Annotated in this window: 13 protein-coding genes; 9 read left to right on the top strand and 4 right to left on the bottom strand. The window is 64.0% G+C overall.

Annotation, left to right across the window (positions count from 1 at the left end):
- The first annotated feature begins 1 nt into the window (after position 1).
- From LDN75_RS06965 to LDN75_RS06950, 4 genes are all read left to right on the top strand, one after another.
- Complete coding sequence (locus LDN75_RS06965; RefSeq protein ID WP_223936417.1) at positions 2–2,527, top strand: MMPL family transporter; 2,526 nt, start codon at positions 2–4, stop codon at positions 2,525–2,527.
- Positions 2,528–2,846: 319 nt separating this feature from the next.
- Positions 2,847–3,083, top strand: a complete 237-nt coding sequence (locus tag LDN75_RS24120) for a hypothetical protein (protein ID WP_263422350.1) — start codon at positions 2,847–2,849, stop codon at positions 3,081–3,083.
- A gap of 98 nt (positions 3,084–3,181) precedes the next feature.
- The gene (locus LDN75_RS06955; RefSeq protein ID WP_223936415.1) at positions 3,182–3,841 is read left to right on the top strand and encodes a nucleoside triphosphate pyrophosphatase; all 660 of its coding nucleotides are present in this window, start codon (positions 3,182–3,184) and stop codon (positions 3,839–3,841) included.
- A 60-nt stretch (positions 3,842–3,901) separates the two neighbouring features.
- Positions 3,902–5,773 carry a biotin carboxylase N-terminal domain-containing protein gene (locus LDN75_RS06950; protein WP_223936414.1) on the top strand — a complete coding sequence of 624 codons (1,872 nt, stop codon included), beginning with the start codon at positions 3,902–3,904 and terminating at the stop codon, positions 5,771–5,773.
- Positions 5,774–5,851: 78 nt separating this feature from the next.
- Here LDN75_RS06950 and LDN75_RS06945 read toward each other — a convergent pair whose 3' ends face one another.
- Positions 5,852–7,261 carry an MFS transporter gene (locus LDN75_RS06945; RefSeq protein ID WP_223936413.1) on the bottom strand — a complete coding sequence of 470 codons (1,410 nt, stop codon included), beginning with the start codon at positions 7,259–7,261 and terminating at the stop codon, positions 5,852–5,854.
- A 294-nt stretch (positions 7,262–7,555) separates the two neighbouring features.
- Between LDN75_RS06945 and LDN75_RS06940 the strand changes: the two genes are divergently transcribed.
- From LDN75_RS06940 to LDN75_RS06925, 4 genes are all read left to right on the top strand, one after another.
- Positions 7,556–8,968: an MFS transporter gene (locus LDN75_RS06940; RefSeq protein ID WP_223936412.1), complete on the top strand. Its 1,413-nt coding sequence runs from the start codon at positions 7,556–7,558 to the stop codon at positions 8,966–8,968.
- Positions 8,969–11,194 (top strand): molybdopterin oxidoreductase family protein, encoded by a 2,226-nt coding sequence (locus tag LDN75_RS06935; protein WP_223936411.1) that lies wholly within the window; start codon positions 8,969–8,971, stop codon positions 11,192–11,194.
- Positions 11,191–12,753, top strand: a complete 1,563-nt coding sequence (locus tag LDN75_RS06930) for an FAD-dependent oxidoreductase (RefSeq protein WP_223936410.1) — start codon at positions 11,191–11,193, stop codon at positions 12,751–12,753. The genes LDN75_RS06935 and LDN75_RS06930 overlap by 4 nt, the downstream gene beginning before the upstream one ends.
- Before the next feature lie 120 nt (positions 12,754–12,873).
- Positions 12,874–13,605: an MBL fold metallo-hydrolase gene (locus LDN75_RS06925; protein ID WP_223936409.1), complete on the top strand. Its 732-nt coding sequence runs from the start codon at positions 12,874–12,876 to the stop codon at positions 13,603–13,605.
- A gap of 21 nt (positions 13,606–13,626) precedes the next feature.
- Here LDN75_RS06925 and LDN75_RS06920 read toward each other — a convergent pair whose 3' ends face one another.
- Positions 13,627–15,036, bottom strand: coding sequence for an NAD(P)H-quinone dehydrogenase (locus LDN75_RS06920; RefSeq protein WP_223936408.1), 1,410 nt, complete (start codon positions 15,034–15,036; stop codon positions 13,627–13,629).
- A 111-nt stretch (positions 15,037–15,147) separates the two neighbouring features.
- On the opposite strand from LDN75_RS06920, the gene LDN75_RS06915 reads away from it, so the two are divergent.
- Positions 15,148–15,966: a purine-nucleoside phosphorylase gene (locus LDN75_RS06915; protein WP_223936407.1), complete on the top strand. Its 819-nt coding sequence runs from the start codon at positions 15,148–15,150 to the stop codon at positions 15,964–15,966.
- A gap of 7 nt (positions 15,967–15,973) precedes the next feature.
- Here LDN75_RS06915 and LDN75_RS06910 read toward each other — a convergent pair whose 3' ends face one another.
- On the bottom strand, positions 15,974–17,269 hold the full coding sequence (locus tag LDN75_RS06910; protein ID WP_223936406.1) for an Ig-like domain-containing protein: 1,296 nt from the start codon (positions 17,267–17,269) through the stop codon (positions 15,974–15,976).
- Positions 17,266–17,937 (bottom strand): hypothetical protein, encoded by a 672-nt coding sequence (locus LDN75_RS06905; RefSeq protein WP_223936405.1) that lies wholly within the window; start codon positions 17,935–17,937, stop codon positions 17,266–17,268. The genes LDN75_RS06910 and LDN75_RS06905 overlap by 4 nt, the downstream gene beginning before the upstream one ends.
- Between the last annotated feature and the right edge of the window lie 11 nt (positions 17,938–17,948).

Genomic DNA, 17,948 nt, shown 5'->3' with positions numbered 1-17,948 from the left:
CATGGCCTCGTTCCTCTACCGTCTCGGCAAGTTCTCGTACAAGCGCCGCTGGCTGGTCATGTCACTGTGGCTGGCAGTCCTGGTGGCCGTGGGCGGTTCTGCCGCCGCGTTCCACGGCACTATGTCCAACAACTTCAGCATTCCTGGCACGGAAACGCAGAGGATGGCGGACAAGCTCAAAGAGGCCCTGCCCGATGCGTCGGGCGGCTCGGCCAGCGTGGCCTTCGACGCCGGCGAGTCCGGTTTCGACCAAGCCAAGAAGGATGCTGTCACTGCGGCGCTCGAAAAGCTCCAGGCGTTGCCCGACGTGCAGGGGACGGTGAATCCGTTCACCACCCAGGAGCAGTTGGACAAGGCCGCTGGCGACATCGCCGCCGGTGAAGCAAAGGCTGCCGCAGGCCAGACGCAGTTGGACGCAGCCCGTGCCCAACTGGCCGCCGGGGAAGCCCAGCTCGCGGGAGCGGAACAGCAGATGGCTGCCGCAGGCCTCACGCCTGCACAAATCGAGGCCCAGCTCGCGACGCAGCGCGCCGAACTCGCCGCGGGCAAAGCAAAGCTCGACGCCGGAATCAAGGAAGCTTCCGACGGCGCCAGTGCCTTGGCTTTGGGGAAACGCCAACTGGAGGCTTCTGAAGGCATACGCTTCGTGTCCAGCGACAACAAGGCCGCCATCGCCCAGGTCCAGTTCAAGACGTCCATCAATGCCGTTGATCCCGCCGTCCGCAAGGAAGTGCAGGACATTGTTCAGGGCGTCTCCTCCGCAGGGGTCACGGCATATGCCAGCAAGGAAATCACTGAGGATGTCTCACAGATCTTCGGCATCGCGGAGATCGTCGGCGTCGCAGTGGCAGCCCTCGTTCTGATCCTCATGCTTGGCACCCTCATTGCTGCAGGCCTTCCCCTTGTCATGGCCCTGATTGGCGTGGCTGTAGGCGTCGGGGGCACGTTCGCGCTGACTGGCGTGATCAACATGAGCTCCATCTCCCCGATGCTTGCCCTGATGCTTGGCCTCGCAGTCGGCATCGACTACTCCCTCTTCATCGTCAACCGCCACCGCAACCAGCTTCTGGCCGGGATGGATGGCGAGGAATCCGCAGCACTTGCGACCGGCACGTCCGGTAACGCCGTGCTGTTCGCCGGCCTCACGGTCATCATCGCTCTGGCGGCACTCGTGGTCCCGGGGCTGCCCTTCCTCGCGGTGATGGGTGTTGCCGCCGCAGCGACAGTTGCGGTCGCCGTCGTCGTCGCTTTGACCTTGACGCCCGCGATCCTGGCGTTGATCGGCCGTCGGCTGATCTCCAAGCGTGCTTGGGCCAAGGCTGCCGAGCACAATGCCGAGCCCGGCCACGAAGCGGCGGACCGTGCCCTGGAAGAGAAGCGCAGCAGCAGCGGCTGGGGCGGATTGGTCACGCGGCACCCCTGGGTTTCCCTTGTAGCAAGCGTGGTGCTGTTGGGCGCCCTGGCCCTACCGGCTTCCCAGCTTCGCCTGGCACTTCCCGACGGCGGATCCGAGCCGGTCGATTCGCAAGCCTTCAAAGCCTACGACCTCACGCGCAGCAGCTTCGGCGAAGGCGTCACCGGCCCGATCGTCGTCGTCGCCGAATTCCCGGAAGGGCTCAGCGAAACTGATGCCAAGAACAAGCAGTTCGACGTCGCGGAGCAGTTGCGCAGCGTGGAAAACGTCACAGCGGCGGTGCCTGTGGCCCTGAGCGAAGACCGCCGAACGGCAGTGTTCCAGGTAATTCCCAAGGAAGGCCCGGCCAGCGCCAGCACCGTGCAGGTGGTTTCCGACGTCCGGGCAAAGGGCACCCAAATCCGCGACGACCTGGATGTCGCCATCGGTCTCACCGGCCAGACGGCGGGCAACATTGACGTCTCCGCCAAGCTTGGGGCTGCCCTGCCGCCGTACCTGGCGATCGTCGTCGGGCTTTCGCTGATCCTGTTGCTGCTGGTGTTCCGTTCGGTTGTGGTGCCGCTGCTCGCGACCGGTGGGTTCCTACTTTCCCTCGCGGCTGCGTTCGGCGCCGTCGTGGCCGTTTACCAGTGGGGTTGGCTGGGAGCGATTTTCGACGTCGCCAACCCTGGCGCCGTGCTGAGCTTCCTGCCGATCATCCTGATCGGCGTCCTGTTTGGCCTCGCGATGGACTATCAGGTGTTCATAACGTCCGGGATGCGTGAATCGTATATGCACGGCGAAAACGCACGCCACGCTGTACGGACCGGGTTCAGCCACGCGTCAGCCGTTGTGACCGCCGCCGCGATCATCATGGTCAGTGTGTTCTCGGGCTTCATTTTCAGCCACCTCACCATGGTCCGGCCGTTGGGCTTCGCCATGGCGTTTGGTGTGCTTATCGATGCGTTCGTAGTCCGCATGACAATCGTTCCCGCTGTCATGTACCTCCTCGGCGAGAAGGCATGGTGGCTGCCCAAGTGGCTGCACCGCGTCCTGCCGGATGTGGACGTCGAAGGCGCCAAACTGAACCGAAGTGACCGCCCAAAAGCAGGCTCCGAGGAACTGGTCCACTGATCCTCTCTCACATCCTCCCGGTTCCTGACCGATCCTCTCTCACATCCTCCCGGTTCCTGACCGATCCTCTCCCACATCCTCCCGGTTCCTGACCGATCCTCTCCCACATCCTGCAGAAAGGTCCGACGTCGGTACTCAACTCTTGGGTGCCGACGTCGGAGATTTTCTGGCGTCGAGCTGAATCAGAGCACTAATAACCTCGGCCGCCGTGCGGCGAGTGAGCGTCGGCGAGGGCTCATAGGTGGGACCACACCTGACCGTGGGAGACCCAACCGGTCTTTGATCCTGCGGTGCGGCCTCCCGAGATATCGGCGATCGGGTGATCTCCAACCATCCAGCCATCAGTCAGCTCGCCGCCCAATTTCCGGGCCGCAAGTCGGAAGGTCCCAACCTCGGGCTTCTTCACGCCTACGGCCTCGGAAATCACCACGCAGTCCACGTACGGTTCAATTCCAAGGTGTTCAATTTTGAGAGTCTGCTGAGCCGTGGCGCCATTGGTGACGATGCCGATCCTCCAACCGGCCGCCCGCGCTTCGCCAAGGGCGGTGAAGTGTAGGTGATCTGAGAGCGCATCCCCCCAAAACCGACAGGACGTGAGAGCGCATCCCCCCAAAACCGACAGGATGTGAGCGAGCATCGTACTAGGCTGGGACGGTGACCCGATTGATCCTCGCCTCCCAGTCCCCTGCCCGCGCCAAGTTGCTGACGGAAGCGGGGATCCGCCACGAAGTCCTGGTCTCGGATGTAAACGAGGACGCAGTGCAGGCGCACTACGGCGTGACGGATGCTCATGACACCGCCCTGCTGCTTGCCCGGGCGAAGGCTGAAGCCGTCGCCGCGCTCCCCGAGGCCGAGGGAGCCTTGGTGATCGGTTGCGACTCGGTTTTCGAGTTCGACGGCGAATCGCACGGAAAGCCCTATACGGCAGAGGTTGCCCGCGAGCGGATGCTGCGCATGAGCGGCTCCAAGGGCGTGCTTCACACCGGACACTGGCTGGTGGACTGCCGGGAGACTGCCGTGGACGTCGATGAGGATGAGATCGCGGATGGTACGGGAGCAACAGTTGGCTCAGTATCAAGCGCTGTGGTGCACTTCGCGGAAATGTCCGAAGAGGACATCGACGCCTACATCGCTACCGGAGAACCACTGCACTGTGCAGGATCCTTCACCATCGACGGCCTCGGTGGGGCCTTTATCCGCAAGGTGGACGGTGACCCGCACGCCGTCGTCGGCCTTTCCATCTCGACCCTCCGCGACTTGCTGGTCCATGCGAACCTAGGCATCACGGAATTGTGGGACGCGAACCACCAGTAGACGCGATTTGTAGCAAACCTACAAAGGAACATCGCCTCACACACGGAATCCCCCATCAATATGGGCGGAACCCTCACAATCACGCTAGGCTCCTCAAGGACAGAAGGAGTCAACAACTTGTCAGCTAACCCGGCGCAGCCCATTTCCAGCCCTCTTACCAAGGTCTTGATTGCCAACCGCGGCGAAATCGCGGTCCGCATCATCCGAGCCGCCCGGGACGAAGGCATCGCCTCCGTAGCCGTCTATGCAGACCCGGACCGTGATGCCCTGCATGTCCGCCTTGCCGACGAAGCGTATGCCCTTGGCGGCAACACCGCAGCTGAGTCGTACCTTGTGATGGACAAGATCATCGACGTCGCCAAGCAGTCCGGCGCCGATGGAATCCACCCCGGGTACGGTTTCCTCGCCGAAAACGCAGAGTTCGCGGCCAAAGTGATCGACGCCGGCATCACCTGGATCGGCCCCTCACCCGAAGCGATCTCCGCCTTGGGCGACAAGGTCCAGGCTCGCCACATCGCCGAGAAAGTAGGCGCCCCGCTGGTCCCGGGCACAGCCGATCCCGTGGAATCCGCGGACGAGATCCTCAAGTTTGCCGAGGAATTCGGCCTGCCCGTCGCCATCAAGGCTGCTTTCGGCGGCGGCGGACGCGGCATCAAGGTTGCCCGCACCATGGAAGAGATTCCTGAGCTGTACGAATCCGCTGTCCGTGAAGCCATTGCGGCTTTCGGCCGCGGGGAGTGCTTCATCGAGCGCTTCCTCGACGCGCCGCGCCACGTCGAGACGCAGTGCCTGGCGGATGCTTACGGCAACGTGGTGGTTGTCTCCACCCGTGACTGCTCGTTGCAACGCCGCAACCAGAAACTCGTCGAAGAAGCCCCTGCCCCCTACCTGAGCGAGGAGCAGAACAAGCGGCTCTACGAATCCTCCAAGGCCATCCTGAAGGAAGCCAACTACCTCGGCGCCGGTACGTGCGAGTTCCTGGTGGGCCAGGACGGCACCATCTCCTTCCTCGAGGTCAACACCCGGCTGCAGGTGGAGCACTGCGTTTCCGAGGAAGTCACGGGCATCGACCTCGTTCGCGAGCAGTTCCGTATTGCACGTGGTGAAGCGCTTGGCTACGAAGACCCTGAGGTCCGCGGCCACTCCTTCGAATTCCGCATCACCGGTGAGGACCCGGGCCGCAACTTCATGCCTGCTCCCGGCACGGTGAGCACGCTGAAGAACCCCACGGGCCCTGGCATCCGCGTTGATTCCGGCATCGAGGAGGGCGACGTCATCAGCGGCAACTTCGACTCGATGCTGTCCAAGCTGATCGTCACGGGCGCAACCCGCGAGCAGGCCCTCCAGCGTTCCCGCCGCGCCCTTGAGGAAATGGTGGTGGAAGGCATCCCCACCGTCATCCCGTTCGACCTCGCAGTGGTCACCGATCCCGACTTCGCACCGGCAGATGGCCCTTTCAAGGTACACACCCGCTGGATCGAGACCGAGTTCGTCAACAGCATCCCCGCTTGGTCTGCCACTGGCGCCAACACGGAAACGCACGACGCCGGTGAGCGCCAGCGCGTCGTGGTCGAGGTTGGCGGCAAGCGGCTTGAGGTCGTCCTGCCGTCCGGCTTGGGTGCCAGCGCCGCCGCTGTTTCCAGTGGTTCGGGCACCAAGTCGGGCAAGTCCAAGAAGCGCTCCCGTTCGGCAGGGGCCACAGCGGCTGCTGCCGGTGGCGATGCTCTGACATCGCCGATGCAGGGCACCATCGTCAAGGTCGCAGCTGCCGATGGCGACGTCGTGGCCGAAGGCGATCTGATCGTTGTCCTGGAAGCCATGAAGATGGAGCAGCCATTGACGGCCCACAAGTCCGGCACGGTCCGTGGCCTCGCAGCCACCTCCGGTGAGACGGTCGCTGCCGGCGCTGTCATCGCTACGATCGAGGACTAACCCCCAAAGCACCTCTTAACGACGTCGGCCCCGCACCAACCAAACGGTGCGGGGCCGACGTCGTAAATTCACACAAGGTCAGGCGACGTTGTTCTCGTAGTCCATGTCCTTGGTTTCGCGGGTGAGCCAGAGCGCCACAAAAGTGACCACCGCGGCGATGGCCATGTACACGCCAACCAGCCAGGTGCTGCCGTTAGCAGCCGACCAGAGGGCGATGGCGACGAAGGATGCCGGGGCGGCTCCGATCATGGACGACAGGTTGTAGGCCACAGCAGAACCGGTGTAGCGGACGTTGGCCGGGAACAGCTCGGGCAGGATGGCTGCCATGGGGCCGAAGGTCAGGCCCATGAGGGTGAAGCCCACAATGAGGCCAACCATTGCCGCTGCCTGGCCGGGACCGAACATAGTGAACCACAGCGCACCGAACACGAAGATGCCGGCAGTGACGCCCAGCAGGAACTTGCGGCGGCCCCACTTCTCAGCCAGAGGTCCGGAAACCACGGTGAAGATACCGAAGAACACCACGCCGATGATCAGCATCCAGAGGAAGTCGGACCGGGTAATGCCCAGGCCGGGGATAAATGCGGCAACCTGGTCCGCCGTCATGGGCTTACCGGCCTTTTCAGCTGCCGCCTGGGCGCCGGCCAGGGTGGGCTTGGTGCCGTAGGACAGGGTGAACGTGGTCATGATGTAGAAGAGCACGTAGGTGGCGAACATGATGAAAGTGCCGGCCAGGACCGGGCGCCAGTGGCTCTTGAGGGTTGCGGCGAGGGGCAGCTTCTGGACTTTTTCCTGTTCGATCACCTTGGTGAAGGAGACGCTCTCCACCAGCTTCAAGCGGACGTAGAGGCCGACGATGACCAACACAGCGCTGAGGATGAACGGAACGCGCCAACCCCATGCCAGGAATTCTTCGGCACTCAGGGCCACATTCATCCAGATGAAGATCACGTTGGCAATGATGAAGCCAATCGGGGCACCCAACTGCGGGAACGTTCCGTAGATGGCACGCTTGCCCTCTGGCGCATTTTCGGTGGCCAGCAAAGCTGCGCCGGACCATTCCCCACCCAGGGCCAGGCCTTGGAAGAAGCGCAGGACAACCAGCATGATCGGGGCCAGGACCGCCCATCCCTGCATTGAAGCCGTAGGCAGGAGACCGATCAGGAACGTTGCGATTCCCATGGTCAACAACGAGGCGACCAAGGTTCCCTTGCGGCCGATCTTGTCACCAAAGTGGCCAAAGACGACGGCGCCGATGGGACGCGCGAAGAAGGCAACACCGAAGATGGCGAACGCACTGAGCAGCGCATTGATGTCTGTGGCATCGGGGAAGAACAGCTTGGGGAAGACGAGCACTGACGCGGTGGCATAGGCGTAGAAGTCGTAGAACTCGATCGTCGTGCCGATCAGGCTCGCGAAGATCACTTTCCCCCGCGAATTCACCGGCTTGGTGGACTCGCCTTCCTTGGACGTGGCAGTCGAAGACATGTAGTAGCAGCTTTCGTTCACACCGGCCGATGGCCCTGGGAGCCTGCCCGGCGAAGGATTATTCGAGAGTTCAATAATAGTTCCCGCAGTCCATTGACTGGACAACTAAGTCCACAATGCGGACCAATCGAAAAGTCTCATTCTGTGGTCCGGGCCACACTACCTCACCATTGCCTCACGCGCTGGTGACCCCGCCGATAGGGAAATGTCACAGCACGTTTACAAAGGGCGACGGTCCGCGAAACGCGTGAAACCTACCTTGGAAGAACAACGTCCCCACAAAGGAGGCACTCCGTGACTGTTGACCGCACTGCAGAAGAACTGGCCCCCACCCAGTCCACTGCTACCGCCGTTCCCACCCTTGAACACCGCCCCGGCCGCTGGATCGCCAACTGGGATGCCGAGGACAAGGGCCAGTGGGAAGCCGAAGGCCGGTCCATCGCCAAGCGAAACCTGTACTGGTCGATCTTCGCCGAATTCCTCGGATTTGTCGTATGGCAGCTCTGGTCGATCGTTGTCGTCCAGCTCCCCGCAGCAGGTTTCAAGTTCGATACCAACCAGATCTTCTGGCTCATCTCCATCCCCAGCCTTGTAGGCGCCACGCTCCGCATCCCCTACACCTTCATGGTGCCGAAGTTCGGTGGCCGCAACTGGACCATCGTTTCGGCACTGCTCCTTCTGATTCCCGCCAGCGGCCTGGCGATCTGTGTTTCCAACCCGGAGACGCCTTTCGGTGTCATGCTCCTGGTGGCAGCCCTGGCCGGCTTCGGTGGAGGCAACTTCGCCAGCTCGATGGCCAACATCACCTTCTTCTACCCGGCCCGCGAAAAGGGCTGGGCACTGGGGCTGAACGCCGCGGGCGGAAACCTCGGTGCCGCCGTCGCGCAGCTTGTGGTTCCCATCGCCATCACCCTGCTTGCAGCTGGAACCGTCAACCTGCCCATGGCCGGCATCATCTGGATCCCGCTGATCCTGATCGCCGCTTTCGGTGCCTGGAAGTACATGAACAACCTCACCAGCGCCAAGGGTGATGTGGCCGGATCCGTCGCGGCCCTCAAAGAACCCCACCTGTGGATCATGGCATTCCTTTACATCGGTACGTTCGGTTCGTTCATCGGCTTCGCCGGCGTCTTCCCGAAGCTGATCAAGGACTACTTCCCCGATTTCTCCTCCATCCACGTCGGTGCAGTGGCCTTGTCCCTGGCATTCCTCGGCCCGCTGGTCGGTTCCCTGGCCCGTCCCTACGGCGGACGCATGGCAGACCGCATGGGCGGTGCCCGGATGACCATTACGTCGTTCGCTTCGATGGCCGTCATCACGTTGACCATGATCTGGACCCTCCCGCTGAAGAACTTCTGGCTCTTCCTGAGCCTGTTCCTGCTGCTCTTCGTAGCCAGCGGCTTCGGTAACGGTGCAACCTACCGCATGATCCCGGTCATCTTCGCGACCTCCAGCCGCGCAGCCCGAGCAGGTGCCCCGAGCACCACCACGGCACGGTTGGCATCCTCCTCACTGGGCCTGATCTCGGCGATCGGTGCCTACGGCGGATTCGTGATCCCCCAGGTACTGAACGCATCGAACACGGCAAGCGGCTCCTACACCCCGGCGTTCTACGGATTCGTTGGAGCCTACGTCCTGATGCTCACCGTCTGCTGGGTCTGCTACATCCGCCCCGCCCAGAAGCGCAACACGATCGGACACATCTAGATGCCCAACGGCGCCGATACCCACTGCCCGTACTGCGCGCTCCAGTGCGCCATGACGCTGACCCCGGCTGCACAGCCGGGGTCGGCGCCCGCGCCTGCCGCAGAACCGGCCAGCCCCGCTTTGCCCCTGGAAGCTGCCGTACCCCTTGAAGTTTCCGGGCGCGACTTTCCCACAAACCGGGGCGGGCTGTGCCGCAAAGGCTGGACATCGGCGTCGTTGTTGCGTCACAACGGCCGGGTCACCGAACCGATGCTCAAAGGATCCGACGGCGTCCACCAGCCGATCTCCTGGGACCAGGCGCTCCTGCTGATCACCGCTGCCGTGAAGGACACACAGAAACAGTACGGAAACGACGCCGTCGGAGTTTTCGGTGGTGGCGGCCTCACCAACGAGAAGGCGTACATGCTGGGCAAGTTCGCCCGGCTGGCACTGCGCACCTCACGCATCGATTACAACGGCCGGTTCTGCATGTCTTCGGCTGCCGCCGCCGGCAACCGCGCCTTCGGCGTCGACCGCGGCCTCCCCTTCCCCGTCACGGACCTGGACTCCGCGTCCGTGATCCTCATGCTCGGCTCCAACGTCGCCGAGACCATGCCTCCGTTTGTCCAGCACCTCCAGGGCGCGCGCGACGCCGGCGGGCTGATCGTGGTGGACCCCCGCCGTTCGGCTACTGCAGCCTTCACGGGCGACGGCGGCGGTATCCACCTCCAGCCGACGCCCGGCACAGATTTGGCCCTCCTGTTGGGCATCAGCCACGTTGTTGTCCACGAAGGCCTGGCAGACACCGGCTTTATCGAGGCAAACACCAAGGGCTATGCTTCCGTCGTCCGCAGCCTCAACGCCTTCTGGCCCGAGCGCGTCCAGTCCATCACCGGCGTTCCGGCCACCCTCATCCGCGAAACCGCCCGCCGGCTGGCACAGGGCGCCCGCAATGGCGGCAGCTACATCCTCAGCGGCCGTGGCGTGGAACAGCACGTGGATGGTACGGACACAGCCACCGCGGCCATCAACCTCAGCCTCCTCCTGGGCTTGCCCGGCTCGGCGCGCAGCGGCTACGGCACACTCACGGGCCAGGGCAACGGCCAGGGCGGCCGCGAACACGGCCAGAAGGCCGATCAGCTCCCGGGCTACCGCAAGATCACCGATCCCGCCGCGCGCGCCCACGTCGCCAAGGTTTGGGGCGTCGACGAGTCGCTGATCCCCGGAGCCGGCCTGCCCGCCGTCGAACTCCTCAAGTCCCTGGGAAAGCCCGACGGCGTCCGTTGCCTCTTCGTGCACGGCGCCAACGTGGTGGTTTCGGCGCCGGACACGAACGCGGTTACACAGGGACTGCGCAGCCTTGATTTCCTGGTGGTTTGCGACTTCTTCATGTCCGAGACCGCGGCAGAGGCGGATCTGGTCCTGCCCGTGACGCAGTGGGCGGAGGAAGAAGGGACGCTGACCAACCTCGAGGGCCGCGTCATCCGCCGCCGCCGGGCACTCACCCCTCCCCCGGGTGTTCGCAACGAACTGTGGCTCATGGCCCGGCTCGCCGAGATGCTGGAAGCACCCTCCACGTTCAGTGATGACCCCGAGACAGTGTTCGAAGAGCTCAGGCTTGCCTCTGCCGGCGGCCTGGCTGACTACTCGGGCATCGACTACGCCATGCTGGACCGCGGCGAGGCAGCCTACTGGCCCTACCCGGTGGGCAGCACCGGGACGCCGCGACTCTTTGCCGACGGATTTGCCCATGCCGATGGCCGGGCCGTGATGGTCCCGGTGACGCCCTCCAAGCGGGCCGTTCGTTCGTTCGCGGACGATTCGCTGGCGCTGGCAACCGGCAGGCTTCTGGAGCACTACCAGTCCGGCGCCCAGACGCGCCGCGTGAGCGAGCTGCTGGCTTCCCAGCCGCAGGCCAAGCTCCTGATCCACCCTGGCACGGCAGCGGCACGTGGCATTGCCGACGGCGATTACGCAACCGTGACCAACCAGCGCGGCGAGGTCCTCTGCCGGGCGGAACTGAGCAATTCGGTCCGCCCGGACACCGTCTTCCTGCCGTTCCATTTCCCGGGCCAGGAAAACGCCAACCGTCTCACTGAGGCGGTCACCGATCCCATTTCCGGCATGCCGGAATTCAAGACCAGCCGGGTATGGGTCCGGCGGGCAGCCTCCACGGAGGTTTCAGCGGCCCCGGCCGCTGTCCCTGCCGGCACGGGGCTGCCCTTGCACGCCAAGGAGGCATCATGAGCGAGCGCATTGTTGTTGTTGGATTCGGCCCGGTTGCTGCACGGCTGGTGGATGAGCTGCTTCCTGCCGTCCGGAGCGGGCTCGTACAGATGCTCGTTGTCGGACAGGAAGCTGAGGCCGCTTACAACCGCGTGATGGTTGCCGAACTCGGCGTCGGGCGGACCACTCCTGAAGCTTTGGCCATGGCTGACGCCGCTGAACTGGAGGCCGACGGCGTTGACGTCCGGTTGGGTGTCAAGGTCAAGAGGATCGACCGCGCACGCCAACACGTGGTTCTCTCCGATGGCACCAATGAACACTACGACCGCTTGGTATTTGCCACCGGCTCCCGCCCGGTCATTCCCAACCTCACCGGGTTGAACCCGGATCCCAATGGCCCGGTGCTACCGGCAGGCGTCACTGCCCTGCGCGATCTTCACGATGCAGCAGTGCTCCGTGAAGCCGTAGCTGGCGGCAAGCGCGTGGTGGTCCTGGGCGGTGGCGTGCTTGGCTTGGAAACTGCCCTCGCCGCCGCGGAGGAAGGCGCCCAGGCAACGGTGGTCCACAACGGACCCTTCCCTTTGGGCAGGAGCATTGACCGTGGCAGCGGATCGGTCCTCACCAGCAGCCTCCGTTCCGGCGGCGTACGGATGGCCGGCAACGCGAGGTCCACAGGTGTGGAAACCGCTGGACCCGGAGGAAGTTTCTCCGCTCTGCTGCTGGAAGACGGCTCTGCGATCGACGGCGACCTGCTGGTCCTCTCCTGCGGCGTCCGCCCCCGGATCGAGCTGGCTGAAGGCTGTGGCCTCCCCACCGGCGCTGGGATCCTGGTGGACCACCATCTCCGGACCTACCACGAGCCCCACATGTTCGCGATCGGCGACTGTGCCGAGGTGCGTTGCCCTGACGCTGCCTGCCTCGATTGCCGGACAGCCACTGGCCCCTCCGGATTGGTAGGCCCCGGGTGGCGACAGGCCGAATGGCTGGCTGAATATTTGGTGGTCCTGGCACGGGACGGCCAGGAAGCCGCGGATGCGCTTGAAGCCCTGCCCACAGAAAAGCCGGGCGTTGTAGTCCTGAAAGCACGGGGCATCAACCTGGCCGTTGCCGGCGATAACCAAGCCGATCCGTGGGACGAAGAGCTGCTTGAGGCCGGGGCCGCTTCTGGTCGGGCGCGCCGACAGATCTCCCAGTGGGCCGATCCTGAGCACGGCCGCTACGTCAAGATGACAACCCGCGGCGGTGTGCTGGAGGGCCTGGTAGCCGTGGGCATGCCCCGTACCGCTGCAGAGCTCGTAGTCCTTTTCGAACGGGCCTCCGAACTTCCCGCAGACCGCTCACTCTTGCTCCGCTTGGACGGCCCGGACCAGTTGGATTCCGGCGCTACCAGCAACGATCCCCAGCGCACCGTGTGCCGGTGTGCTGGCGTCAACGCGGCAAGCATTGAGGATTCCGTGCTGGAAGGCTGCAGCACTGTTGGGGAGGTCTCCAAGGCCACCCGCGCAGGCACAGGGTGCGGCGGATGCCACGAGGACATCAAGGGGCTCATCGAAAAACATTTCCAAGCGGCTGCCGCCTGAGGCCGCGTGAGCACCCAATTCGCGGGACAGCTGCGAACCCACTGAAATGCTGCGAAATCGTCCGGTCCTGATCGGCGGTCTCGCAGCTTTCCGGCGAACTCGCTGGTTTAGAATTCCCGAGTGAAGGTATCCGAACCCGCGACCGGCGTCCATTTTGTTGAGGGGCCCGCGTCCAACTGGGTCATTGTCCGGGATGGCACGGGCTTCCTACTGATCGACGGCGGATACCCCGCCGACCGTGACCTGGTCCTCGGATCGGTCAAGGGGCTCGGTCTGGATCCCGCCGATGCCAAAGCCATGCTCATCACCCATGGCCACGTGGACCACACGGGCTCCGCGGCGTATTTCTCGCGAACGTTTGGCACGCCCATCCTCTGTGCTCCGGAGGAATTGGCACACGTTCAGGGCAAGGAAAAGCATCAGGTCACGTTCGGCCAGGTCATTGTCCGGGCTTGGCGTCCCCGCGTTTTCCGCTGGCTGCTCCACGTCATCAAAGCGAAAGCGCTCCAAGCCGAGCCTGCAACGGGTGCCGAGGCATGGGACGAGGACAGGCTCCGGAGCCTGCCCGGCCAGCCGGAAGCTATCCTCTTGCCCGGGCATACCCCAGGCAACGCTGCTTTACTGCTCCCCGGGGCGCAGGCCATCGCCGTAGGCGACTCGTTCGTCAGCGGCCATCCGATCAGCACAAAGTCCGGGCCCCAGATGCTGCACCGGATGTACCACTCGGATCCGGAGACCGCCCTCGCAGCGGCACGCTCACTGAACACCGTCCAAGCCAACGTGATCCTGCCGGGTCACGGTGCCGTGTTGCTCATGCCCTTGCCCGAAGCCATCGCGGCGCTCCAAACGTAGGAAGCGCCGCAGGAGCAAGAACTACATGTGCACGTGCAAGCGCCGCGCTGCCTCCGAGATGGACCCGGTCAGTGACGGGTACACCGTGAAAGCACTCGCGACGTCGTCAACGTGCAGCTTCTGCGTCACCGCCACGGAGATCGGGAAGATGAGCTCGGAAGCGTTGGGGCCAACCACCACGCCACCGATCACAGTGCCGGAGCCCTTGCGGGCGATGATCTTGACGAAGCCATCCTTGGTGTTACGCATCTTGGCGCGGGCGTTGCTGAGCAGCGAGAGCATCACGACGTCGCCTTGGTACTTCCCGGAGGCCAGGTCTGCCTCGGACACGCCCACGGACGCGATTTCCGGGGAGGTGAAGATGTTGGACGCCACCTGGTTGAGCTTGAGCGGCTTCACGCCGTCGCCCATGAAGTGTGCAATCGCGATGCGGCCCTGCATGGCAGCTACGGATGCGAGAGCGAAGACACCCGTGCAGTCGCCGGCTGCGTAAATGTTGGGAGCAGTGGTGCGGGAAACACCGTCCACTTTGATGTGTCCGGACTCCGTCAGCGTCACGCCGGCTTCCTCAAGCCCAATTCCTGCGGTGTTGGGGATGGAACCAACACATACCAGGCAGTGCGAGCCCGTGACTACCGATCCATCACCCAGGGTGACCTTCACGCCGTCGTCGGTCCGCTCAACTGCGTTTGCGCGGGACCGGGACAAGACCCGAACGCCGCGGCGCTCGAACACGCCTTCCAGCAACTTGGCAGCGTCCGTGTCCTCGCCGGGCAGGACCTGGTCACGGCTGGAAATCAGGGTGACCTTGGAGCCGAGGCCGTTGTACGCGGAGGCGAACTCGGCGCCGGTGACACCGGAGCCCACCACGATCAGTTCCTCGGGCAATTCGTCGAGGTTGTAGATCTGGGCCCAGTTGAGGATGCGTTCGCCGTCGGGCTTGGCTGTAGGCAGCTCGCGCGGGTGTGCGCCCACCGCGAGGAGGATGGCATCTGCGTCGATGGTCCGGACGCCTTCAAGGGTCAGGACCTCGATGGTGTTGTTGTCCAGCAGCTTGCCGGAACCGATCACGATCTCCACGCCGAGGCGCTCCAAGCCCGCACGGATGTCGTGGGACTGTCCACGGGCGAGATCCAGGACGCGATCGTTGATGTGCTTGAGGTCAGCGCGCGGTTTGGACCCTCCACCGTCGCCGTCGAACTTGACGCCCAACTCGTCCGCCTCACCTACGCGGGTCATGAGGTCGGCGGTGGCAATCAGGGTTTTGGAAGGCACGACGTCGGTCAGCACGGCGGAGCCGCCAAGGCCCGCCCGCTCGATGATGGTGACTTTTGCGCCGAGGGAAGCGGCCACCATGGCGGCTTCATATCCTCCGGGACCACCTCCCAGAATCGCGATACGGGGGGAACTGAAGTCAACTTGGGTGGTCACAATTCTCAATTCTCGCTCATTGCACGGCAGGCTGCCAGTCAGCCAAGCCTCACCCGCCGGCGTCGAACCGGTCCCTACCAAATTGCTGCACACGCAGGGTAGCTTGTACCAGTGAGTAACACTGAGCTGATGAACACAGACCCCTTCGAGGCTGCCCGGGCAGCCGCGGACTTCATTGCCGCCGAAACTGGCGTTGAGTCCCACGACGTAGCCTTGGTGCTCGGTTCCGGATGGGCCGAGGCTGCCGATCTCATTGGCGAAACCACCGCCACCCTGAATGCCTCGGAAGTTCCTGGTTTCCATCAACCCTCCGTTGTGGGCCATGTTGGAACCATCCGTTCGGTCCTGACCAAGGAAGGCAAGCGCGCTTTGGTCCTCGGAGCCAGGACGCACTACTACGAAGGCAAGGGTGTCCGGTCTGTAGTCCATGGCGTGCGCACTGCCGCAGCCGCGGGCTGCAAGACGCTGGTCCTCACCAATGGCTGCGGTGGCCTCAACGAGGACTGGACTCCCGGCACGCCTGTACTCATCAGCGACCACATCAATCTGACCGCCACGTCCCCGCTTGAGGGCGCCACTTTCGTGGACCTCACGGACCTCTACTCTTCACGCGTCCGGCAGCTGGCCCGCGAGGTGGATCCCTCCCTGCAGGAGGGCGTCTACGCCCAGTTCAGTGGTCCTCACTACGAGACGCCTGCCGAGGTCCAGTACGCCAAGCGCATCGGCGCGGACCTCGTGGGAATGTCCACGGCTTTGGAAGCCATCGCCGGACGCCATGCAGGCATGGAGGTCTTCGGCATCTCGCTGGTCACCAACCTTGCCGCGGGCATCAGCCCGGTTCCGCTAAGCCACGCCGAGGTCCTCGAAGCCGGCCAAGCGGCTGGCAAACGTATTTCGACGTTGCTTGCGGAGATCATCGCGAAGCTCTAAAGGCTTGTTAGCCCTTTACCGGCCCTTGGGTGGGAATCGTTGGACCAACGCTGACCACTACCCCGTTGCTGGACACGCCGTCCACTGTGGCTGTGATGGTTGCCTGGCCTTGCACGGGGCCTCCCCGTACCAAGCCATTGCTGACGGAGGCGATGATCGGGCGGCTTGACGCCCAGGTAATGACGGGCTTCCCGGATTTGCCGTCGCTGTACGTGACTGTGGCGGTCAGTTGGACGGTGGCGCCCGGTTCGACTGCGTGCGGGCCAGCAGGACCCACGACGACGGCAATCACCGCATGCTCCACCGTCACCTTCGATTGAGCTTTCCATTCCTTCCCATCAGCGTCCACGTGCTTGGCTTCGATCAGCACTTGCCCCAGGCCCCGCGCGGTCAGGAGCCCGGAGGCCGAGACTGTTGCGACCTTCGGGTTGCTGGTGGACCAGGTCACGTTGGATTCGGGTTTGGTGGACCCATCCGTGTACGAGGCAATTGCAGCCAATTGGTGGGACTGCCCTTGCTTGATGGTCAGTTCGGCGGGCTCGATGGCCAAACCGGAGAGCTTTGCCGGTGGTGGCGTGGTGACAGTGATGCGCGCAGTGGCCTGGAACCCGTCCTGGGAGGCCGAGATGGTGGCTGTGCCCGGCGCTACAGCAGTGACCAGGCCATCACCGTCCACGCTCGCTATGTCAGGATTGCGGGACTCCCAAACAGCAGTGACGTTTAGCTTCCCGAGTGAACCATCGCTGTATGTTCCCTCGGCGACGAGCGGCACTTTGCCTCCAGGGCTGGCCTCGGCATCGCCTGGAGTGATGCGCAGGGCCGTCAGCGAGGCCGTTCCCGGCGTGGTGACCTTGAGCTCGAAGCGTCCGGAGACGCCGTCGACCGTTGCTGTCAGGCCGGCGACGCCGGGCGCGACCGCCGTCGCCTGGCCATCAGCGGTGATTCCGGCCACAGCAAGGTTGTCCGAGGCCCACTCGACGCCGTCCTGCAGCGGACTCCGTGAGCCGTCGCTGTAGGTTGCTTCGGCCGACAGCTGAAGGACGGCCTCGGGGAGGAGCGAGCTGGTGGGTGCGCTCACAGCGATGGACTCCAGCACTACGGGTGGCCTGTCAAGGAGCATGCGGACCGCCACCAACCCGGCTGTCACGAGCACCGCGGCAGCGATCACCACCACCCAGGTCCGGACCAGCCTTCGCCGAACAGTGGACATTCCTTCATTCAGGGCACGCTCCAGGTCGGCGGGATGGGTCCTGGCATGGAGCGCGGCCTCCGACAACAACCGCTCCCGCACGGCGTCCCTCACGGCCGGCCTTCTTCCAACGCCAGGCGGTTGGTTTTCTCTTCGGCGGCCGCCAATGATTTGCCCACTTCCAGGGCCGGACGATCAGTCATCCCGGCAATCTCGCCAACGGTCAGATTTGCGAAGACATGAAGTACGACGGCGACCCTCTCGTCGTACGGCAACCGCGCCAGCGGACTCTGGCTGGCCTTTCGCTTCTTCTTCTGGCCATCACGGCTCTGGAGCCAGTGTTCGTGTTTCTTCAGGAGTTCGACGAAGACGCACAGTGTGTAGACACGCAACTGGGGCGTCACCGGCCCCTTCCAGGCGTTGGTGCACTGGGACCACGCCGCCTCCAGCAGGCGGCGAGCAGTTTCCGGGTTGTCGCAGAGCAAGTGGGCACAATACTCCATGTCCCCCCTTTGCCGTTCGAAGACACTGCGAAGTTCGTCTTCGCGGTCTTTGAGGGCGGGCGCGAGTTTGATGCTGGGCGATGCACCGAGTTCGATTTCCCTGATCGCAGGCATGAGGACGGCAACGGCCAAGGTCAACAGGCCTGCGCCAATGGGGAGGGCGGACAAAAGATCCGGAACCAGCCAGCCCGCCACGATCGCTGCCAAGGCGAGGATCGCGAGGACCAGCCGCACGGGAGTCAGGGAGGACCGCCAACGCCGCTTTGGTAACTCACACATGCTGCACCAGC

This window comes from Arthrobacter sp. StoSoilB5, assembly GCF_019977235.1.
Lineage (GTDB): Bacteria > Actinomycetota > Actinomycetes > Actinomycetales > Micrococcaceae > Arthrobacter.
This window is presented reverse-complemented; position numbering and strand designations above follow the sequence as displayed.

Bases quoted from the DNA above. Each gene is read 5' to 3' on its own strand.
- LDN75_RS06965 (WP_223936417.1), top strand. From the start codon at position 2: ATGGCCTCGTTCCTCTACCGTCTCGGCAAGTTCTCGTACAAGCGCCGC.
- LDN75_RS06950 (WP_223936414.1), top strand. From the start codon at position 3,902: ATGGGCGGAACCCTCACAATCACGCTAGGCTCCTCAAGGACAGAAGGA.
- LDN75_RS06945 (WP_223936413.1), bottom strand. From the start codon at position 7,261: ATGTCTTCGACTGCCACGTCCAAGGAAGGCGAGTCCACCAAGCCGGTG.
- LDN75_RS06935 (WP_223936411.1), top strand. From the start codon at position 8,969: ATGCCCAACGGCGCCGATACCCACTGCCCGTACTGCGCGCTCCAGTGC.
- LDN75_RS06930 (WP_223936410.1), top strand. From the start codon at position 11,191: ATGAGCGAGCGCATTGTTGTTGTTGGATTCGGCCCGGTTGCTGCACGG.
- LDN75_RS06905 (WP_223936405.1), bottom strand. From the start codon at position 17,937: ATGTGTGAGTTACCAAAGCGGCGTTGGCGGTCCTCCCTGACTCCCGTG.